This window comes from Nocardia sp. NPDC003269 (genome assembly GCF_042888005.1).
GTDB lineage: Bacteria > Actinomycetota > Actinomycetes > Mycobacteriales > Mycobacteriaceae > Nocardia.
In genome coordinates this window covers 627,378-647,261 of sequence record NZ_JBIAPA010000003.1, presented here as the reverse complement: position 1 = coordinate 647,261, position 19,884 = coordinate 627,378, and the positions used below count along the sequence as shown (strand labels likewise).

The window sequence follows — 19,884 nt, the reverse complement described above, 5'->3', positions numbered from 1 at the left end:
AAAGGATTTGTGCCCGTGTCTGTTTCCTTTGATCTGCTCCGCACGGCCGACGTCGAGCGCGGGCACGACCTGCTACCGCCCGCCCCGCCGACCACCGTCGGCGTGATCGAAGCGGTCGCCACCGGATCGCCCGAACCCGTGGTCGACCAGACCGTGAACGCGGGCCGGGTCGCCGAGCTGTTCTCCGATCCCGCGCAGCGGCAGCGTATTCCGCGGATCTACCAGAAGACCCGGATCGACACCCGGCACCTGGCGATCGACCCGCTCGACCCGGAGTTCCTCGAGTTCAGCCGTCGCCCCGGCACCATCCGGGAGCGGATGAACCTGTTCTTCGAGCTCGCGGCGCCGCTCGCGGTCGACGTGGCCCGTCGCGCCGTCGCCGGTCTGGAGAATCCGGCCGACGACATCGGCCAGCTGATCTTCGTGACCAGCACCGGCTTCATCGCTCCCGGCGTCGACGTCGCGGTGGTCAAGCAGCTGGGGCTGTCGCCGACCGTGGGCCGGATGGTCGTCAACTTCATGGGCTGCGCCGCCGCGATGAACGGCATCCGCGCCGCCACCGACTACGTCCGGGCGCACCCGGACAAGAAGGCGATGGTGCTGTGCATCGAGCTGAGCTCGGTGAACGCGGTGTTCGACGACGACGTCAACGACGTCATCACCCACAGCCTCTTCGGTGACGGGTGCGGCGCGGTGGTGATCGGCGCCAACCAAGTGCACCAGCCGCTGGCTCCGGGCAGCATTGTCATCCGCGACAGCTTCAGCCACCTGTTCGACGACGCGGAGGACGGCATCGTGCTCGGTGTGAAGGACGCGGGCATCACCTGCGAGCTGGCGACCAGCCTGCCCGATTACATCTACCGCGGGGTGGATCCGGTGGTGACCGAGGTGCTCGCGCGCAACGGCCTGGGCAAGGACGATATCGAGCTGTGGGCGATCCACCCCGGTGGTCCCCGCATCATCGAGGAGTCGGCGCGCTCGCTGGGGATCCCGGCCGAGGCGGCGGCGCCGAGCTGGGCGGTGCTCGCCGAGCACGGCAACATGCTGAGTGTCTCGCTGATCTTCGTGCTGGAGCGGATGATCCGCGACGCGCGTTCGGCGGCACCGATTTCCACCGGGGTGGCGTTCTCGTTCGCGCCCGGAGTCACCCTCGAGGGCATCGTGTTCGATGTCATCCGCAGCTGAGAGCGCACGTCATGCATCTACTCCGTTTTCTCGCCGCGCTCTCGCCGGCCAGGATCGCCGCCGTGGTGGCCGCGGGCCTGATCTGCGGTGTGGCCAACACCTACCTGGTGACCCTGATCAACGCGGTCGTCTCGCCGAAGCCGCAGCCTGATCAGCTGCTGCTGCGGTTCGGGCTGACCGCTCTGGTGATCCTGGTCAGTGGGGTGGCGTCGCAGGTACTGCTGATCCGGTTGTCGCAGGACGCGATCTTCCGGTTGCGCAGCGACCTGAGCTCGGGCATCGTCTCCGCGCCGCTCGAGCATCTGGAACGGCTCGGTATGCACCGCCTGATGGCGACGCTCACCGAGGACGTGCGATCGCTGTCGCAGGCGGTGACCGCCATCCCGTCGATCTGCGTCGACGTGGCGACCATCATCGGCTGCTTCGTGTTCCTGTTCATCGTGTCGGGTCCGATCTTCGCGGTGACGGTGGCGGGCACGCTGGTCGGCATCGCGTGTGTCGAGCTGGTGCTCAAGCGGGTGCGCGGGATCTACCGCGAGGCCCGCGAGAACGAGGACGCGCTGCTGCGTTCGTTCCAGGCCGTCACCCTCGGCATCAAGGAACTCAAGCTGCACCGTGGCCGGCGCCGGGACTTCATGGATCGGCATCTGCTCGGTTCCGCGGGCACGCTGCGCGATCAGAACACCGACGCGGGCTCGAAGTTCTCCTACGCGCAGGGTTTCGGCCAGGCGCTGCAGCTGGCGACGATGGCGCTGATCCTGTTCGTCATCGCGGCGGCCCTGGATCTGCCGCGGGACACGATGGTCGGCTACGTGCTGGTCACCACGTTCCTGGCGATGCCGATGCAGAACTTCATGCACCGCATCCCGGACCTGCTGCGCGGTGATGTCGCGTTGGCCAAGATCCGGGCGATGAACCTGTCGATGGAGACCCTGCACAACGAGGATCTCCTGCCGTACACCGAGCGTCCAGTGGCAGGGGAGGCCAAGCTGGAACTGACGAATGTCAGCTATGTGTACCGCGCCGAGGCTCCGTCGCTCGTGCCGCCGCCGCCCGGCGCGCATCCGGCCGGACCGGGTGGTCCGCCCGAGCGGGGTGCACATCCGCCGCGTCCGGGCATGCCACCGCGCAACGGCAACGGCAACGGCAGGCCGGGGCACGGGCCGCATCCCGCGCATCCCGGTGCGCATCCGGGTGGCGCGCAGCCGGATGTCAACGGTAAGAACTGGATCGACCACGGTGGCACCGATGTGCGCCCGCTGGCACCGCCGCCCGGACTCGACGAGTCCGAGGACGCCGGCTTCCGGCTCGGTCCGATCGACCTGGTTTTCGAACCGGGGCAGATCACGTTCATCGTCGGTGGCAACGGCAGCGGGAAGTCGACGCTGGCCAAGCTGATCACCGGTCTGTACGTGCCACGCTCGGGGTCGTTGTCGCTCAACGGGGAGAGGATCGACCACGACAACATCGAGTGGTACCGGCAGAATTCGTCGGCGGTGTTCACCGATTTCCATCTGTTCGAGGACTACCTGGGCTTCGACCGTCCCGGTATCGACGCCGAAGTCCAGCGGTACCTCGAGGAGTTGCAGATCGCGCACAAGGTGAGTGTGCGGGACGGGCGCCTGTCGACCGTGGATCTGTCGCAGGGGCAGCGTAAGCGGCTGGCGCTGCTCACCGCGCTGCTCGAGGATCGGCAGATCTACGTCTTCGACGAATGGGCCGCCGATCAGGAGCCGCGCTTCCGCGAGGTCTTCTATCGGGAGATCCTCACCGATCTGAAGCGGCGCGGCAAGACGGTCATCGTGATCACCCACGACGACCGCTACTTCGACTGCGCCGACCAGTTGGTGAAGCTGGACTTCGGTCTGGTCGCGGTGTAATCCGGTGCGGCGGACGCCGGTTCGGTCTCTGGGGCCGGGCCGGCGTTCGTCGTGTCAGGCGGTCTCGCGCTGGGTCGCGATCAGCTGTGTCATCGGGGGCCGGTCGGCGAGACTGACCTCGGACGGCATCCGCTGCCAACCCGATTCGCCGGGCAGGAACTGCACGAGGCCGATCCCGGAGTCCCGGATGCCGAGGCGGTCGAGCAGCGTCGCCACGACCTGCCTGCTCATCACCGCCAGTTCGTGCGTCGGCCGGTTGCGGTGCCGCCGGACACCCAGATCGACCTGGGCGATCGCCGATAGACCGTGCCGCTGCCAGCAGTCGATGAGGATCCCGATTTCCGCGCCGTAGCCGCCGGCGACGGAGATGCCGCCGAGAAACGTTCGGGTGGCGGCGTATTCGCCGCCCAGCGGCTGCACGATCTCGGCCAGGGCGGGAGCGAGCGCGGTGAGCAGCGGGCGGGCGACGAGCTGGGTCACCCGCCCGCCGCCGTCGGCATCCCCGCTCGGCAGCGGCCGCCGGTAGAAGCCCTTCACCAGCGCGAGCCCCGGATCGTCGAGCAGCGGGGCGACCAGCGTCGGGACGAAATCCGGGTCCGGCTCGACCAGATCGCCGTCGAGGAAGACGAGTAGATCGCCGGTGCTCACCGCCAGCGACCGCCACAGCACCTCGCCCTTGCCCGGCCGCGGCGCCACGCCCGGCAGCGCCTCCTCCCGGGTGTACACCGCGGCGCCCGCCGCGCGGGCCCGCGCGATGGTGCGATCGGTCGAGCCGGCGTCGATGACGAGCAGTTCGTCGACCAGCCCGCCGAGCCAGGGCCGGACGGCGGCGATCACCCCGGCGACGGTGTCCTCGTCGTCGAGCGCGGGCACCACCACCGAGACCCGGCGACCCAGCTTGCGGTCGATCAGCGCACGGACGTCCATGGCGACCAGTGAACGACACCGGTCCCCGCGGGCGCCACCGATCCGGCTGAATCCTGTGAACGACGCCAACGGTCCGGGTGGCCCGCTATCGGCACCGACAGTCCGGGCACCCGCTGCGCGGGCTCGCGTGATGCCCGGCCCCCGCGGCCGTGACCCGGGTACCGTGGGCTGATCGCGGGTAGCGACGAGGGCAACGACCGGTGGAGGGCGGCGTCATGACGGGAAGCGCGACGATGGTCGAGGTGTCCAAGGGGTCCAAGACCGATCTGGTCGACGGGCGCTACACGGTGCGCATCGATCTGGACGGTCCGCCCGGCGCGGTCGACGTGTCGGCCGTGCTGGTGACCGCGGCAGGCCGGGTCCGCTCCGACGCCGATTTCGTGTTCTTCAACAATCCGTCGGCGCCCGGCGTGCGCCTGGAATCCGATGCCGTGGTGTCGGTGGATCTCGCCGCCGTCCCGCCCGAGATCGAGCGGGTGGTGATCGCCGCGAGCACCGAGGCGCAGGGCCTGCGGTTCGGGGAGGTCAGTGGGCTGCGAGTGGCGGTCGCCGGAACCGGGCAGGCGCTGAATTTCGTTCCGCCGGGGCTGGATTCGGAGACGGTGCTGCAAGCGGTGGCGCTGTATCGGCGGGGGAGCGGGTGGCGCCTCGACGCGATCGGGCAGGGGTACAGCGCCGGGTTGGCGGCGTTCGCGACCGAGCACGGGATCGTGGTGGACGACGAGGAACCGGCCGAGGCCGTCGCACCGGCCCAGCTCGTCCAGCCCGCCGCTGCGCTGGCGAAGCCCGCTGCACCGCCAACGCGTCCGGCGCCGCCGAGCCCTCCGGCGATCGACCTCCGCAAGGTCGACGTAGTGCTCACCAAGGACTCGCCCGATCGGCGCGCCAGCATCGATCTGCGCAAGGGCGACCCGGGCTACGTCCTCACCGTCGGCCTCGAATGGGACGGCCGCGGTGCGCAGTACGACGCGAACGGCCGCGTGACGAAGTTCGGCACGGGCGACCTCGACGTGTACTTCTTCTGCCGCAACGAGATCACCGGCGACTACGTCGTGATCAGCGGCGAGAAGGGCCACCAGGGCGACCTGGCCGTGTGGCCGTTCATCCACCACCAGGGCGACAGCCGCGGTCCCGGCGCGAAGAACCTGCCCGCCACCGAGCAGGTCATCGTGCGGCCCACCGAGAACGGCGACCTGCTGCTCAACGTGTACCAATCCGTCGACAACGGCGCCGGCGCGATCGACACCTTCGGCAAGCCACGCGTGCGCGTCCGCTACGGCCGTCCCGGTCGCGACGGGCTGCCCGGCCCCGACGCCGATCAGATCACCGTCGTCATCGGCAACGGCAAGAACTCGTTCTGGGCCACCGTCGCCCACATCGATGTCCGCGACGGCATCCTCACCGTCGACGGCACCACCCGCTACAGCCGCGCGTTCAGCGAACGGATGCCCGTCCTCGACACCAGGGGCACCTGGCTGCGGTCGGCCAAGAACGGCCCGGTCGGGCGCAGCAAGAGCAGCAACGGCCTCGGCCTCACCCACTACGCGGGCCGCTGCCCCGACCCACGCTGAGCGCCGAGCAGCTCCGCGCGCCGTTCCTCGACGGTGGCGCGCAGCGCGTCCACGACGGCGGCCACTTCGGGCCGCCGCAGCGTTTCGGAGCGGATGACGAGCCAGTAGGTGAGCTGCACCCGCACCTGCGCTCCGAGCACCCGGACGAGATCGTCGTGCCGGTCGGCCATGAAGCACGGCAGCAGGCCGATCCCGGCCGCGGCCCTGGTGGCCTCGACGTGCACGAAAACGTTGGTGGACGAGACGGATCGGCGCATGTCGGGCGCGAAATCGGTGGCCAGGTCGAGATCGTCGACCTGCAGGATCGACTCGATGAAGTAGACCAGCGGATAGTGGCGCAGGTCCGCGACGGCGGCCGGGGTGCCGTGCTCGGCGAGGTAGTCGCGCGCGGCGTAGAGACCGAGGCTGTAGTCGCCCAGCCGGATCGCCTCGGCACGATGGACCTGGGGCTGCCCGACCACCACCTCGATGTCGAGTCCGCTGCGCTGGGTGGACGCGCGCCGGGTGGTGGCGACGATGTCGACCGCCACCCTCGGATGCGTGCGCTGCACCCGCGCGGCGGCAGGTGCGGCGAGATAGGCGCTGAATCCGTCGGTGGCCGAGAGCCGCACCACCCCTTCGAGTTCCCGCTCCCCGTCCGCCGTGCCCAGTGAGCGCACCGCGGTCTCGATGGTCTCCGCGGCGGCCAGCGCCGCGCGCCCGAGCTCGGTCAGTTCCCACCCGCCGGTGACCCGGGTCAGCACCCGGCCGCCGACCGCGCGCTCGAGCGCCGCGATCCGCCGCGAGATCGTCGTGTGGTTGATGCCGAGTTCCTCGGCGGCGGTGACATAGCGGCCCGATCGGCCGACCGCCAGCAGAACCAGCAGGTCATCGGCGCTCGGACGCCGACCCGGATCAGACGAGGTCGCGCTCATTTCTGCATCTTCGCAGATTACGGGTGCGAACTTGGCCATTGCGACCGGATTCGATCTGCACGAATACTCTTCGCATTGCTAGTGGGCCACATCACATTCCTGGCGTGAGGTGGTCTCGATCACCAAGGAGCAGTGATGAGCGTCCGCAATGCGACCCCGGTGGCCGGTGAGGACCGCGCCCCGAGCGGTCTGCGCCGAGTGGTAGCCGCCTCGATGGCAGGCACCGTCGTCGAATGGTACGAATTCTTCCTCTACGGCACCGCCGCCACCCTCGTCTTCAGCAAGGTGTTCTTCGCCAAGGGCACCAGTGATCTGGACGCGATCCTGGCCGCCTTCGTCACCTACGCGGTCGGCTTCGCCGCGCGCCCGCTCGGCGGCATCGTCTTCGGCTACTTCGGTGACCGCTACGGCCGCAAGCAGCTGCTGCAGCTGAGCCTGGTCCTGGTCGGCGGCGCGACCTTCCTGATGGGCTGTCTGCCCACCTTCACCCAGATCGGCTACTGGGCACCGGCGCTGCTGGTGACCCTGCGCTTCATCCAGGGCTTCGCGATCGGCGGGGAATGGGGTGGCGCGGTCCTGCTGGTGGCCGAACACAGCCCCAGCCGCAGCCGGGCGTTCTGGTCGAGCTGGCCGCAGGCCGGTGTGCCCGCGGGCAATCTGCTCGCGACGGTCGTGCTGCTCGTACTGACCTCGACGCTGTCCGATGCCGCCTTCCTGAGCTGGGGCTGGCGCGTGGCCTTCTGGCTGTCGGCGGTGGTCGTGCTGGTCGGCTACTACGTGCGCACCAAGGTCACCGACGCCCCGATCTTCGTCGAGGCGCAGCGGCAGATGGAGCACGCCAAGGCCACCTCGTTCAGTGTGTTCGAGGTGCTGCGCCGGTACCCGCGCGGCGTGTTCACCGCCATGGGGCTGCGCTTCGGCGAGAACATCATGTACTACCTGGTGGTCACCTTCTCGATCACCTACCTGAAGGTGCACGTGCACGCCGACACCACGACGATCCTGTGGTGGTTGCTGGCCGCGCACGCCGTGCACATCATGGTGATCCCGCTGGCGGGCCACCTCGGTGACCGGTTCGGCCGTCGGCCCGTGTATCTGGTCGGCGCCCTCGCCGCCGCGACGTGGGGCTTCTTCGCATTCCCGCTGATGGACTCCGGCCACAGCCTGCTGATCCTGTCCGCGATCATCATCGGCCTGGTCTTCCACGGCCTCATGTACGCCGGTCAGCCCGCCATCATGGCGGAGATGTTCCCGACCCGGATGCGCTATTCCGGTGTGTCCCTGGGCTATCAGGTCACCTCGATCGTGGCGGGCTCGCTCGCGCCGATCATCGCGGTCAAGCTGCTCGATTCCTACGGCTCGTCGGTCCCGATCGCGGTGTACCTGGCGGTGGCGGCGGCGATCACGGTGATCGCGGTGCTGTGCGCCAGGGAGACCAAGGGCATCGACCTGGAGTCGCTCGACATCGCGGATGCCGCCGAGACGGTGACCGCGCCCGCGCCGGTGCCGACCAAGGTCGTTCCGGCATGAGCGACCTGATCGGACGCAAGGCCCTGGTCACCGGCGCGGCGGGCGGGATCGGCGCGGCGTGCGCGCACGAGCTGGCCGCGCGCGGCGCCGAGGTGACCGTCGCCGACGTGAACGAGCTGGGTGCCAAGACCGTGGCCGCCGAGATCGGAGGCCACGCCTGGGCGGTCGATCTGCTCGACGTCGACGCGCTCGCGGAACTGTCGCTGTCGGTGGACATCCTGGTCAACAACGCGGGCGTGCAGACCGTCAGCCCGCTCGAGGACTTCCCGCCCGCCCGGTTCCGGCTGATCCAGACGCTCATGGTGGAGGCGCCGTTCCTGCTGATCCGGGCCGCGCTGCCGCACATGTACGCCCAGGGTTTCGGCCGCGTGATCAATGTGTCCTCGGTGCACGGCCTGCGCGCCTCGCCGTTCAAGGTGGCCTATGTGACGGCCAAGCACGCGCTGGAAGGACTGTCGAAGGTGACCGCCCTCGAGGGCGGCCCGCACGGCGTCACCAGCAATTGCGTGAACCCCGGCTATGTGCGAACACCGCTGGTGGACAAGCAGATCGCGGAACAGGCCGTGGCGCACGGTATCCCCGAGCGGGAGGTGGTGGAGAAGGTGCTGCTCACCGAGAGCGCGATCAAGCGGCTGATCGAGCCCGAGGAGGTGGCGGCGCTGGTCGGCTGGCTGGCCTCCGATCACGCGGGCATGGTCACCGGCTCGTCGTATGTGATGGACGGCGGGTGGAGCGCGCGATGACGAGTGTGACGGTGGCGCCGCAGTGGGTGCCGGGCGATCTGGATGTCGAACAGGCGCGGATCACCGACTTCGCGCGCTTCGTGGCCGCCCGGCACCGGGTCGAGGTCGCGGACTATCGGTCCCTGTGGCAGTGGTCGGTCGACGACCTGGCGGGGTTCTGGGGCGCGATCTGGGACTACTTCGAGCTGGGGGAGCGGTCGACGGACGTCCTGGCCGACGCCGGAATGCCCGGGGCGCAGTGGTTTCCGGGCACCCGGGTGAACTACGTCGACCAGGTGGTCCGGCAGGCGCGCACGGATCGGCCCGCGATCGTCTCGGTCGACGAGACCGGTGCGGTGACCGAGCTGTCGTGGGCCGAGATGCTCCGCCGGACAGCCGGATTCGCGGCTACTCTACGCGAGCTCGGCGTGGGGCCCGGTGACCGAGTAGTCGGCTACCTGCCGAACATCGCCGAGGCGGTGATCGCGTTCCTCGCGACCGCGAGCATCGGCGCGATATGGAGTGCGTGCGGACAGGACTACACGGCGACGGCGGCCCTGGACCGGCTGGGGCAGCTCGACCCGGCGGTGCTGGTGACCTGCGACGGATACCGCTTCGGCGGCAAGGAACATCGCAAACTCGCGGAGATCTCGGCACTGCGTGCCGCGCTGCCGGGTCTGCGGGCGACCGTGCTGGTGTCGCGGCTCGGTGGCACGGTCGACGGTGCGCTCGACTGGGAAGCGGTGACCGCGGCGGACGGGGTGCCTGCCACCGAGCAGGTCGCCTTCGACCACCCCCTGTGGGTGCTGTACTCCTCCGGTACCACGGGGCTGCCCAAAGGCATCGTGCACGGGCACGGCGGGGTGCTGCTCGAACATCTCAAAGCGCTGGCGCTGCAGTCCGATCTCGGCCGCGACGACACCTTCTTCTGGTACACCAGCCCGAGCTGGATGATGTGGAACTACCAGGTCGCCGGCCTGCTGGTCGGCGCGACCATCGTCTGCTATTCGGGCAGCCCGACCGCGCCCGCACCGGATGCGCTGTGGGCCATCGCCGCTCGGGTCCAGGCCACCGTGCTCGGGACCAGTCCCGGGTATGTCCTGGCGTGCGCGAAGGCGGAGTCGGTTCCGCGGCGCGACCACGACCTGTCCGCGTTGCGGCTCGTCGGCGTCACCGGTTCGGCACTGCCCGCGTCGTCGTCGCTGTGGTTGCGGGACACCGTGGGCGACCACGTTCCGGTGTCCTCGATCAGCGGGGGCACCGACATCGTGTCGGCCTTCGCCGGTGGTGTCCGCACGGTGCCGGTGTGGCCGGGCGAGCTGTCGGCCCCCTACCTCGGTGTCGCACTGGCGGCGTGGGACGGGGCGGGCCGATCCGTGCGCGACGCCGTCGGTGAGCTCGTCGTCACCGCGCCGATGCCGTCGATGCCGATCCGGTTCTGGAACGATCCCGACGGATCCCGGTACCGCGCCGCGTATTTCGACACCTATCCCGGTGTCTGGCGGCACGGTGACTGGATCACCGTGACGGGGCGCGACAGTGTCGTCGTGCACGGCCGCTCGGATTCCACCCTGAACCGGCACGGTATCCGGATGGGCAGTGCCGACATCTACCAGGCCGTCGAGCGGCTGCCCGAGATCGTCGACTCCCTGGTCATCGGTGCCGAACAACCCGACGGCGGCTACTGGATGCCCCTGTTCGTCGTGCTCCCGCACGGTGCGGTCCTCTCCGACGCGTTGCGGACCCGCATCGCCGGCATCATTCGGACCGACGTCTCGCCCCGGCACGTCCCCGACGACATCATCGCCGCCCCGGGCGTCCCGCGCACCAGGACCGGCAAGAAGCTGGAGGTCCCCGTCAAACGCATCCTGCAGGGGGCTGATCCCGCGCAGGTCCTGGACCCGAGCACCGTCGACCACCCGGCCCTCCTCGACTGGTACGCCCAGATCCGCCGCTGAGCCCGGTGGCGGGCTCGCCGCCGATCCGTGCGACGATCGGCGGGAGCCCGCGCGAACTACCGGCGCGTCGGATCAGGCCTGGTCCGAGGGTGCGCGCCACGGCCCTCCGGGGCACGGTGGCGAGGCGGGACGTAACGTGCGGGTAGCTGGCGCCGACCGCAATGGTGTGGGGCTGGACCAGCGAGGACAGGACGGCAGGCGCGTGACGGTCGGTCGGATGAGACGAACAGTCGTGGTGGCGGGGACCGCGGGAGTCCTCGGCCTGCTCGGATACGGCGGGGTCGCGGGTGCTGAACCGGCCCTCGCCACCCGCGGTGAGCTCGGCATCGCCGGGGTTCCCGGCGCGGAGCGTCCCGCGCGAAGCGACGGTGCCTGGCTGGTTGCCGGTCCGGGCGACCACGGCAACGGCGGTGGCAACAAAGGCGGCAACGGGAATTCCAACCCGGGTAGTGGCAACGGTAATCAGGGCAACGGGAACGGCAACCAGGGCAACAACGGGAACCAGGGCAACAACGGCAACAACGCGAACCAGGGCAACAACGGCAATCAGAACCCCGGCAGCGGCAACGGTAACCAGGGCAACGGTGGCGGTAACCAAGGCAACACCCCGAACCCGGGCAACGAACCCGTGCCGGAAGCTCCCGCGGAAGCACCGGCACCCGCTGAGGCGGCTCCCGAAGCGCCACCTGCACCAGTGCCGGCCGCACCGGACGCCTCCGACCCGGGGCCTGCCGAACCGGGAGGCGCGTCGGCACCGGGAAGCCCACCCGGCGGCGGACCTCCTGCAGGATCTGCCCCTGGCGCCGAGGCACCCGCCGGACCTGCCCCCGGCGCGGAGTCACCCGCAGCCCCGGCGCCCAGCGGACCGGGCAGCCCACCCGCCGCACAGGCACCGGTCGGCGGGCCGATTCCCGCGCACGACGTCAGACCAACCAGCGACACCGGCACCCTCCCCGAGCCGGACCTGCTCTCCGTGATCGGCGGCCTCCTCGCACTGGGTCTCGCCGGCGGCGGATCCGCCGCGGTGAGCTTCCAAGGCGCCGCCCAAGCCCAGGCCCGCATCGACGCCGCCCGCGCCGAATTCTTCGGCCCGCGCACGTAACCAGAGGAGCGCTCACCGGCCGGCCAGCTGACTGACCGAAACGGTGCCGCAGGCCGAGGCGGCCGGGTTCGACATGACAGGGGCGGTCAGCGATCGCACGAGTGCACAGGCGGCCAGCAGCAGCGCGCCGCGTGGGCGCCAACGTGCCGGATTTCTACGGCCCGCGCACGTAGGGGAGCGCTTACTGGCTGGCCGGCGATCAGCTGACCGGCTGCGTGGTGACCGGCTAAGCGGGCGGTGCCGACCGCCTGCACCTGGTGCTCGCAAGCAAGGGGGCGTCGTGTGGCACAGCCGAAGTCGAGTTCGACTGCAACATTTCCGAACTCGGCTACGATGCGATGCTCATGCAGGGGATGACACAGGTCGGTGCGTACCAGCAGGCAGCGGGATTCGGCGAGTTCACCGTGGTCGACGTCGAGACCTCGGGCCTCCAACCGAGCAGGCACCGGGTCCTGTCCGTCGCCGCGCTGACCTTGGACAGCGCCGGACAGGTGACGCACGAGTTCCACACGCTGCTCGATCCCGAGTGCGACCCCGGTCCGGTCCACGTGCACGGGCTCACCGCCGAAGTCCTGCGTGGCTCACCGCGGTTCGCGCATGTGCGCGAGCAACTGTCGTCGCTGCTGACCGGACGGGTCCTGGTGGCGCACAACGCGCTGTTCGACTTCGGATTCCTGGCGAGTGAGTTCGACCGGGCGGGCGGAGTACTCCCGGTCGGCCGTCGGTTGTGCACCCTGGCACTCGCGCGCCGCGTCGCGGTCCCGACACCGGACTACAAGTTGGCGACCCTGGCCGGCTATTACGGTGTACCGCAACAGAAAGCGCACGACGCGCTCGACGACACCCGGGTTCTGGTGAACGTTCTGCGAGCATTGGTGGCCGACGCGGCCCGCCTCGGCATCGCGCCGCCCCTGCTGTCCTGCGAGCCGACCGCAGGTGATCGCGCAGCGACGACCTGGCCGATCGAGCGGAGCGGCCCGAAGCCGCCGTGCGCCTACGCCTACCCGGGACGGTGGGAGCCCGGCGCGCCACTGCGCCAGGGCATGAAGGTCGCGTTCACCGGCGACACCCGGAGCGACCGCGAAGAACTGGTGACGCGCGCCGAGGCGGCCGGGCTCGACGTGACCGGTGCGGTGAGCGGTCGCACGAGCGTGCTCGTCACCAACGCGCCGGATTCCGGGACGGGCAAGGCGCGCAAAGCGATCCAGCACGCAACCCCGATCATGGACGAGCCGTGCTTCATCGCGCTGCTGGCGACGATCGAACCAGGGCGGCCCAGGACCACCCCGGCAGATCAGCCCCCGTCGCGGCGGCGAACCTCGGTGCCGCGGGGGCCGCTGTCCGGGCACCGCGTACTGGTTCTCGGCGGTACCCACGAGCAAGCTGCGCACACCAGGGCCCGGGTCGTGGAGCTCGGGGGATCCGCGGCTGTCAATCTTTCGGCGACCGTGACGGATCTGCTGCTCCTGCCGGGAGGCGAAGCGGATCGCCGGGTGCGGAAGGCCGCCGACCTCGGGCTGGCCCTGCACGGACCGGAATTGCTCACGCGGACGCCGACAACGGAATCCGAGCCTCCGCCCGACGTCCCGACAGCACCCGAGCCGACCGTCCTGGCCCGGGGCCAGGTGATCGATCTGCCGATCGACTCGGACTCCTGGACGTTACGTGCCACCTGGAACCAGCTCGGTACCGCCGCCGTGGACCTGGTGGCCTTTCTCGTCGACGCCGAGGAGAAGGTCGGCAGTTCCGACGATTTCGTGTTCTACAACCAGCCTGTCGCCGAGGGCGCCAGACTCGCGCAGGAAGGCCCGACCGAGCAATCGATCGCCGTTTCGCTGGACGACCTCCCCGAGCACTGCGTCCGCGTCGTCTTCGCGGCCGCCCTCGACGCACCCGGCGTGACCTTCGGCGAGGTCGGCGCCATCGAGATCGATGTCGCCGCGGGACCCGAAGCGAGCGCGGTGATCCGTTCGACCCTGGACGCGGCCACGGTCGAACGGACCCTCCTGCTCGCCGAGCTGTATCTACGGGGCGAGACCTGGCGGTTTCGCGCCGTCGGGCAGGGCTATGAGTCCGACCTCGCCACGATGGCCCGGGGGTACGGGGTCGAGGTCGGGTAGCTCATCGTCGATCTCGCTCAGCTGCCGAAGCGTTCGGCGACCATGTCCTCGGTGAGGCCGTAGTCGGCGAGGGAGTAGTGGTGGGTGGGTTTGCGGTCGCCGGTGCGGCTCTCGTTGTCGAGGGCGGTGATGGCGGTGCGGGCCTCCTCGGTGAAATCGGTGCCGATCCGGGTGTAGATGCGGTCGACGACGCCGAACGGGTCGGCACGCAGATCGTCGAAGTCGACGTCGATGAAGGTGGCGTCGGTGTGCCGGGCACGGGCGGCGGTGAACTCGGCGAGGCCGCGCGCCCACAGATCGAGCTGGGTGCGGCCGATGGTCTCCCCGGTGAAGACGGTCGACCAGCCGCGGGTGGCGTGTTCGTTGAGGCTGCACACCGACGGGATGATGGTGGCCGGGTCGCGGTGGGTCTGGATGACGATCGCGTCCGGGTAGACCGCCAGCAGCGCGTCCAGACAGAACAGGTGACTGGGGTTCTTGAGCACCCAGCGCCTGCTGTCGTTCATGCCGATCAGCTGCAGATTACGGCGATGCCGCGCGTAGGCGGGGGTCCAGTCCTGCCCCGCCAGCCACTGCGCGTAACTCGGCACATAGGCCAGGCATTCGTAGGAATGCGAGGTGCCCGACTGCCGCAGCAGCTGCCAGCATTCCTCCACATCCGAGGCACTCATGTAGTGCAGACCCATGAACTCCGGGTTCTGCACCTGATGCTGACGCAGGCCCGCGTCGATCTGCTGGTAGGCCGGATTCTGCGACCAGGTCTCGCGCGGCGGACGTGGCTGCGGTAAGTCGGTCAGCCACATCTCCAGGCCCTGGTTGGCCGGATCGGCCGCCAGCAGCCGGTGCAGCGCGGTGGTGCCGGTGCGGGGCAGGCCGGTGACGAAGATCGGCCGGGTGACCGGAGTGTCGACATAGCCGGGGTTGGCCGCCCAGGCGGCCTCGCTCAGCGCGCGGGCGACCAGGGTGCCGCGCAGGAAGAACCGCGACATCTTGCTGCCGAGTTCGGTGAGCCCGGCCTCGTCACGGTACGAGTCGAGCAGCACCTGCAACGCCTCGGTGTAGTCGTCGACCCCGAAATCGGTGAGACCGGTGAGTTTGGTGGCTGAGGCGTGCAGGTCGGCCACGGTGCCGACATCGGTGCGCACGGTCATCGAAGGGAGCTCCTTGCTCAGTTGTGGTATTCGCCGCAGTTGACGTCGAGGGTCTGGCCGGTGATCGCCGAGGACCAGTCGGACGCGAGAAACACCACGGCGCGGGCGATCTCCTCGGGTTCGGGCAGTCGCTTCAGGTCGGACTTCGACGCGGTCTGCTCGTACACCTGCTCGACGGTGATGCCGTACTTCTCGGCGACCTGCCCGAAGTACCACTTCAGCTGGTCGGTCCAGATGTAGCCGGGCAGCACGCTGTTGACCCGCACGCCCTTGCCGCCGAGCTCGGTGGCCAGGGTCTGCGACATGGCCAGCAGCGCCGCCTTGGTCAGCTTGTAGCTGCCGTACCGGGGTTCGGAATGCCGCACGACCATCGAATTGATCATCACCACAGCGCCTTTGGCCTCGGCGAGGGCGGGGGCGAACGCCTGCGTCATCCGCAGGCCGCCCAGCACCGTCATGTCGAGACTGGAGCGGATGTGATCGAAATCGGTGCGGTCCAGCGGTTTCATCGACGGCACCGAGAACGCGTTGTTCACCAGCGCGTCGACCCGGCCGAACGTGTCGACGGTGCGCGCGACCAGGTTCGCGACCGCGGCCTCGTCGGTGATGTCGGTCGGCACGCTGAGCGTGGCGCCGCCCGCGGCCTCGATCTCCGCGGCCACCTCCAGCAGCCGCGATTCGGTGCGCGCCGCCAGCACCACCGTGGCACCCGCGGCCGCCGCCTCCAGGCAGATCGAGCGTCCGAGTCCGGGACCGACCCCGGAGACGACGACGACCTTTCCATCCAACAGTGCCCCGCTCATCCGAGCATCCTCTCTGCGAACGCCCGCTGCCGGGCGGCGATCCGGTCGCGCCGACCCGCGGCGTCGATCGTGTTGTGGTCGAAATGGGGAAGGTGCTCGGCGATCTCGGCGACCGGGACGACGGTGACCGTCGGGCCGTCGGCCTCGGTCATCGGCCGATCGGTGCGCTGCCAGCGGAACTGCAGAATGCCCCTGGTGCGGCCGGTGGTCTCGATCCAGTTGGTGATGCCGGGATCCCGCTTGCTCACCACCATCCGGATCATGCCGTCCGGATCCACCTGGGCCTGGGCGTGATTGAGACTGGTCTGGTGGTTGACGTAGTCGAGCGAGATGTACCAGAGGCTGCCCAGCTGGAAACCCTGATACGGCGCATCCGATTTCGGCACGGTGATCACCAGCGCCTGATCGTCGGCCAGGTCGAAATGGCCCACCGAGGAGTACTGGGTGCTCAGGCCGCCCGGGGTGAGCCGGGGCGCGGTGAGGGTGTTCACCGGCAGGTCGAGGTAGAACCACTTCGGGAAGTTGAACCAGGTGTGCACCCGGGTCAGCAGCATCTTGGCCGCGGCGCCGTAGCGCTTGCGCATCCGGGCCAGGTCCGGTTCGACCGGGGCGGTGCCGATCGTGTCGACCCGCTCGATCCGGATCGAGCCCTTGCGCTCGGTCCAGTCGCTGTAGACCTCACGGACCGCCAGCATCGACGCGCCCTCACCGAGCGCGAAGTAGCCCGGCCCGGCGTCCGGCTTGGCGGGGCCGAAGCGGATCGAGAAGCTGCCGTCGTCGGCGATCGGGATCCGGCGGTCGTCGAAGGCGTCCTCGCCGCCGGGCACCTCGGTCGCGGTGTAATCGCCCTTGAGCACTTGGAAACTGAGGTCGACGGTGCTGCCGCGCACGCCGCTCACCACGTACTCGGCGTCCGGCTCGATGTTCGCGTGGTAGTAGAGGGTGTCCGGATTGTCCAGGCCCATCTTGGCGTAGGGTCCGGTCGAGGACACGAAGTACGGATGGCTGGTGCCGTGCGCACCGGACAGGCGCAGGCAGGCGGCGACGCTCGCCGCGAGGTAGTCGTAGCCCTCGGCCAGATCGGCGTCACTGCGCACGAATTCGGCGCCGGCGATGAGCTTCTCGGCCTGGGCGACCGCGGCGGTGAACGGCGCGGTCAACGGTTCCGGTGGCGCGGTGCTCCCGGCTTCGGTGGCGGTGCTGGAGTGGGTCAACGGTCTGCGATTCCTAGCTCTCGGAGGATATGGGCGGCGATCTCGGCGGGGGTGCCGAGATCGGGGGTGATGACGAGATCGGCGTCGGTGGGTCGCTCGTAGGGCGAGCTGATGCCGGTGAAGCCGGGCAGCTCACCCGCGCGGGCCTTCGCGTAGAGGCCCTTGGGGTCGCGGCGCTCGCATTCCGGCAGCGGGGTGTCGACGAACACCTCGTGGAACGGCAGCTCGCGCTCGTCGTGGGTGGTGCGCGCCCTGGCCCGCTGCGCGGCGAACGGGCTGATCACCGACACGATCGCGATCGCGCCGGAGTCGGCGAACAGCGCGGCGACCTCGGCGACCCGGCGCACGTTCTCGTCCCGGTCGGCCGCGGAGAAGCCCAGGCCCGCGTTGAGCCCGTGCCGCAGATTGTCGCCGTCGAGCAGATAGGCGGCCCGCCCGGCGTCGACCAGTTGACGCTCCACCTCGACGGCGATGGTCGACTTCCCCGACCCGGACAGACCGGTCAGCCAGACCGTGGCACCGGCGTGCGCGCGATCGTCCCGGCCGACCGCCGAGCGATGCCAGACCACCGTCGCCGGCGCGGCATGCGCACCGGTGTCGCGTCCGGTGACCATGCCCGCGGCGACCGTCTGATCGGTGACGGGGTCGATCAGGATGAAGCTGCCGGTGCGGCGGTTCTCCCGGTACGGATCGAACAGCAGCGGCTGACGGCTGCGCAGTCGCACCCGGGCGATGTCGTTGAGCGACAACGCGTCCACGTCCTCGAGCCGGTGCAAGGTGTTGACATCGAGCTGGTAGTCGATGGCCGTCACCTCGGCGGGGGAGGTCTGCGCGGCGGTGCGCACCAGATACCGGCCACCCGCGCGCAGCTGCGTGGTCTCGGAGAACCAGCACACCATCGCGTCCAGGTCGGCGCCCTGCTGCGGGCGATTGCCCGGCCTGGCCAGGAGATCGCCACGGCCGATGTCGATCTCGTCGTCGAGGGTCAGCGAGATCGCCATGCCGGTGAACGCCTCGTCGACCTTGCTACCGCCTGGGCCCCAGATCTCGCGCACCCGGGAGGTGTGGCCGGCGGGCAGCACCACCACTTCGTCGCCCGGCTTGAAGATGCCGCCCGCGACCGTGCCCGCGTAGCTGCGGTGATCGAGACCCTGCTGGGCCCGGATGACGTACTGGATCGGTAGCCGCGCGTCGATGAGATTGCGGTCCGAGGCGATGTGCACGTCCTCGAGATGGCGCAGCAGCGGCGGACCCGGGTACCAGTCCATGTGCTCGGAACCGTCGACGACATTGTCCCCGAGCAGCGCCGAGACCGGCACGAAGCTGAGGTCGCCGACCGTCAATTTCGCGGCGAACGCGGCGAATTCGGCCCGGATCTCCTCGAAACGCTCCTGTGACCAGTCGACCAGGTCCATCTTGTTCACGCACACCACCAGGTGCGGGACGCCGAGCAGCGTGGCCAGGAAGGCATGCCTGCGGGTCTGCTCGGACACCCCGGCGCGGGCGTCGACCAGGATCAGCGCCAGATCGGCTGTGGACGCGCCGGTCACCATGTTGCGGGTGTACTGCACGTGGCCGGGGGTGTCGGCGATGACGAACTTGCGCCGCGGCGTCGTCACATAGCGGTAGGCGACGTCGATGGTGATGCCCTGCTCGCGCTCGGCGCGCAATCCGTCGGTCACCAGGGCGAGATCGGCCGCGTCGCCGCCACGTTCGGTGCTGACCCGTTCGATCGCGGCCAGCTGGTCGTCGAACAGCGACTTGGAGTCGTAGAGCAGCCTGCCGATGAGGGTCGACTTGCCGTCGTCGACGCTGCCCGCGGTCGCCAGGCGTAACAGGTTGCGGCTCATCAGAAGTAGCCCTCTCGCTTACGGTCTTCCATGCCGGTCTCGGAGATTCGGTCGTCGGCGCGGGTGGCGCCGCGCTCGGTGAGCCGGGTGGCGGCGGTCTCGGCGATCACCTTCGCCGCGGTGTCGGCCTCGCTCTCGACACAGCCGGTGCAGGTGGCGTCGCCCACGGTCCGGAAGCGGACGGTGGCGTCGAAGGTGCGCTCACCCGGCTGCCGGGTGATGAATCGGCCCGCCGACAGCAGCATTCCGTCGCGTTCGACGACACGGCGCCGGTGCGCGTAGTACAGCGTGGGCAGCTCGACCTCTTCCCGATCGATGTACTCCCAGATATCGAGCTCGGTCCAGTTCGACAGGGGGAAGACCCGGATGTGTTCGCCCTGCTGGTGCCGCCCGTTGTAGAGGTTCCACACCTCGGGCCGCTGTGCGCGCGGATCCCATTCCCCGAACCGGTTGCGGAAGCTGAACACCCGCTCCTTGGCCCGCGCCTTCTCCTCGTCGCGGCGCGCCCCGCCGAACACGGCGTCGAAGCGATGTTCGCCGATCGCCCGCAGCAGGGTGGTGGTCTGCAGCGGATTGCGGGTGCCGCCGGGGCGCTCCACCGCGCGGCCCGCGTCGATGTCGTCCTGCACCGACGCCACCAGCAGGCGCGCCCCGGTGCGCTCGGCGGTCCGGTCGCGGAACTCGATGACCTCGTCGAAATTGTGCCCGGTGTCGACATGCAACAGCGGGAACGGCAGCGGCGCGGGCCAGAACGCGCGACGCGCCAGGTGCAACAGCACCGCCGAGTCCTTGCCACCGGAGAACAGCAGCCCCGGTCGCTCGAAGGTCGCCGCCACCTCCCGGAAGATATGCACCGACTCGGCCTCCAAGGCCGCCAGATGCGACAGCTCGTACCCCGTCTGCACTCGTTCACCCACTTCGTTGTGTGCTCCGCCGGGGGAATCTCCCCGCCGGGTT

General features: G+C 69.6%; 15 protein-coding genes. 8 read left to right on the top strand and 7 right to left on the bottom strand.

Going from position 1 to position 19,884, the window contains the following annotated elements; translation table 11 throughout:
* Positions 1-15: 15 nt before the first annotated feature.
* Together ACFYWJ_RS22915 and ACFYWJ_RS22910 are read left to right on the top strand one after the other, a co-directional pair.
* Positions 16-1,185, top strand: coding sequence for a 3-oxoacyl-[acyl-carrier-protein] synthase III C-terminal domain-containing protein (locus tag ACFYWJ_RS22915; protein ID WP_355271902.1), 1,170 nt, complete (start codon positions 16-18; stop codon positions 1,183-1,185).
* A gap of 11 nt (positions 1,186-1,196) precedes the next feature.
* On the top strand, positions 1,197-3,065 hold the full coding sequence (locus ACFYWJ_RS22910) for an ATP-binding cassette domain-containing protein (RefSeq protein WP_355271904.1): 1,869 nt from the start codon (positions 1,197-1,199) through the stop codon (positions 3,063-3,065).
* 54 nt (positions 3,066-3,119) lie between these two features.
* Here ACFYWJ_RS22910 and ACFYWJ_RS22905 read toward each other — a convergent pair whose 3' ends face one another.
* Complete coding sequence (locus ACFYWJ_RS22905) at positions 3,120-3,992, bottom strand: glucosyl-3-phosphoglycerate synthase (RefSeq protein WP_355271906.1); 873 nt, start codon at positions 3,990-3,992, stop codon at positions 3,120-3,122.
* Positions 3,993-4,207: 215 nt separating this feature from the next.
* On the opposite strand from ACFYWJ_RS22905, the gene ACFYWJ_RS22900 reads away from it, so the two are divergent.
* Positions 4,208-5,563: a TerD family protein gene (locus tag ACFYWJ_RS22900; protein ID WP_355271908.1), complete on the top strand. Its 1,356-nt coding sequence runs from the start codon at positions 4,208-4,210 to the stop codon at positions 5,561-5,563.
* Here ACFYWJ_RS22900 and ACFYWJ_RS22895 read toward each other — a convergent pair.
* Positions 5,533-6,477: a LysR family transcriptional regulator gene (locus ACFYWJ_RS22895; RefSeq protein ID WP_355271909.1), complete on the bottom strand. Its 945-nt coding sequence runs from the start codon at positions 6,475-6,477 to the stop codon at positions 5,533-5,535. The genes ACFYWJ_RS22900 and ACFYWJ_RS22895 overlap by 31 nt on opposite strands.
* A 135-nt stretch (positions 6,478-6,612) precedes the next feature.
* On the opposite strand from ACFYWJ_RS22895, the gene ACFYWJ_RS22890 reads away from it, so the two are divergent.
* From ACFYWJ_RS22890 to ACFYWJ_RS22870, 5 genes are all read left to right on the top strand, one after another.
* On the top strand, positions 6,613-8,007 hold the full coding sequence (locus tag ACFYWJ_RS22890) for an MFS transporter (protein ID WP_355271911.1): 1,395 nt from the start codon (positions 6,613-6,615) through the stop codon (positions 8,005-8,007).
* Positions 8,004-8,750: a 3-hydroxybutyrate dehydrogenase gene (locus ACFYWJ_RS22885; RefSeq protein WP_355271913.1), complete on the top strand. Its 747-nt coding sequence runs from the start codon at positions 8,004-8,006 to the stop codon at positions 8,748-8,750. The genes ACFYWJ_RS22890 and ACFYWJ_RS22885 overlap by 4 nt, the downstream gene beginning before the upstream one ends.
* Positions 8,747-10,687, top strand: coding sequence for an acetoacetate--CoA ligase (locus ACFYWJ_RS22880; protein WP_355271914.1), 1,941 nt, complete (start codon positions 8,747-8,749; stop codon positions 10,685-10,687). The genes ACFYWJ_RS22885 and ACFYWJ_RS22880 overlap by 4 nt, the downstream gene beginning before the upstream one ends.
* A gap of 217 nt (positions 10,688-10,904) precedes the next feature.
* Positions 10,905-11,789 carry a hypothetical protein gene (locus tag ACFYWJ_RS22875; protein WP_355271916.1) on the top strand — a complete coding sequence of 295 codons (885 nt, stop codon included), beginning with the start codon at positions 10,905-10,907 and terminating at the stop codon, positions 11,787-11,789.
* A 344-nt stretch (positions 11,790-12,133) separates the two neighbouring features.
* On the top strand, positions 12,134-13,909 hold the full coding sequence (locus tag ACFYWJ_RS22870; RefSeq protein WP_355271918.1) for a TerD family protein: 1,776 nt from the start codon (positions 12,134-12,136) through the stop codon (positions 13,907-13,909).
* A 17-nt stretch (positions 13,910-13,926) separates the two neighbouring features.
* Here the strand turns inward: ACFYWJ_RS22870 and ACFYWJ_RS22865 are convergent, their stop codons facing one another.
* Genes ACFYWJ_RS22865 through cysD form a run of 5 tightly spaced genes read right to left on the bottom strand, consistent with a single transcriptional unit; the run spans position 13,927 to position 19,832 of the window.
* Entirely contained in the window at positions 13,927-15,060 is a 1,134-nt protein-coding gene (locus ACFYWJ_RS22865) for a sulfotransferase (RefSeq protein WP_355271920.1), read from the bottom strand.
* 17 nt (positions 15,061-15,077) lie between these two features.
* Positions 15,078-15,863: an SDR family oxidoreductase gene (locus tag ACFYWJ_RS22860; protein ID WP_355271921.1), complete on the bottom strand. Its 786-nt coding sequence runs from the start codon at positions 15,861-15,863 to the stop codon at positions 15,078-15,080.
* Positions 15,860-17,077 (bottom strand): hypothetical protein, encoded by a 1,218-nt coding sequence (locus ACFYWJ_RS22855; RefSeq protein WP_355271923.1) that lies wholly within the window; start codon positions 17,075-17,077, stop codon positions 15,860-15,862. The genes ACFYWJ_RS22860 and ACFYWJ_RS22855 overlap by 4 nt, the downstream gene beginning before the upstream one ends.
* Positions 17,074-18,927 carry an adenylyl-sulfate kinase gene (cysC, locus tag ACFYWJ_RS22850; protein ID WP_355271925.1) on the bottom strand — a complete coding sequence of 618 codons (1,854 nt, stop codon included), beginning with the start codon at positions 18,925-18,927 and terminating at the stop codon, positions 17,074-17,076. Before cysC ends, ACFYWJ_RS22855 begins: the two co-directional genes overlap by 4 nt.
* A complete protein-coding gene (gene cysD / locus ACFYWJ_RS22845) occupies positions 18,927-19,832 on the bottom strand; it encodes a sulfate adenylyltransferase subunit CysD (RefSeq protein ID WP_355271926.1) in 906 nt (301 codons plus the stop codon). The genes cysC and cysD overlap by 1 nt, the downstream gene beginning before the upstream one ends.
* Positions 19,833-19,884: the final 52 nt, after the last annotated feature.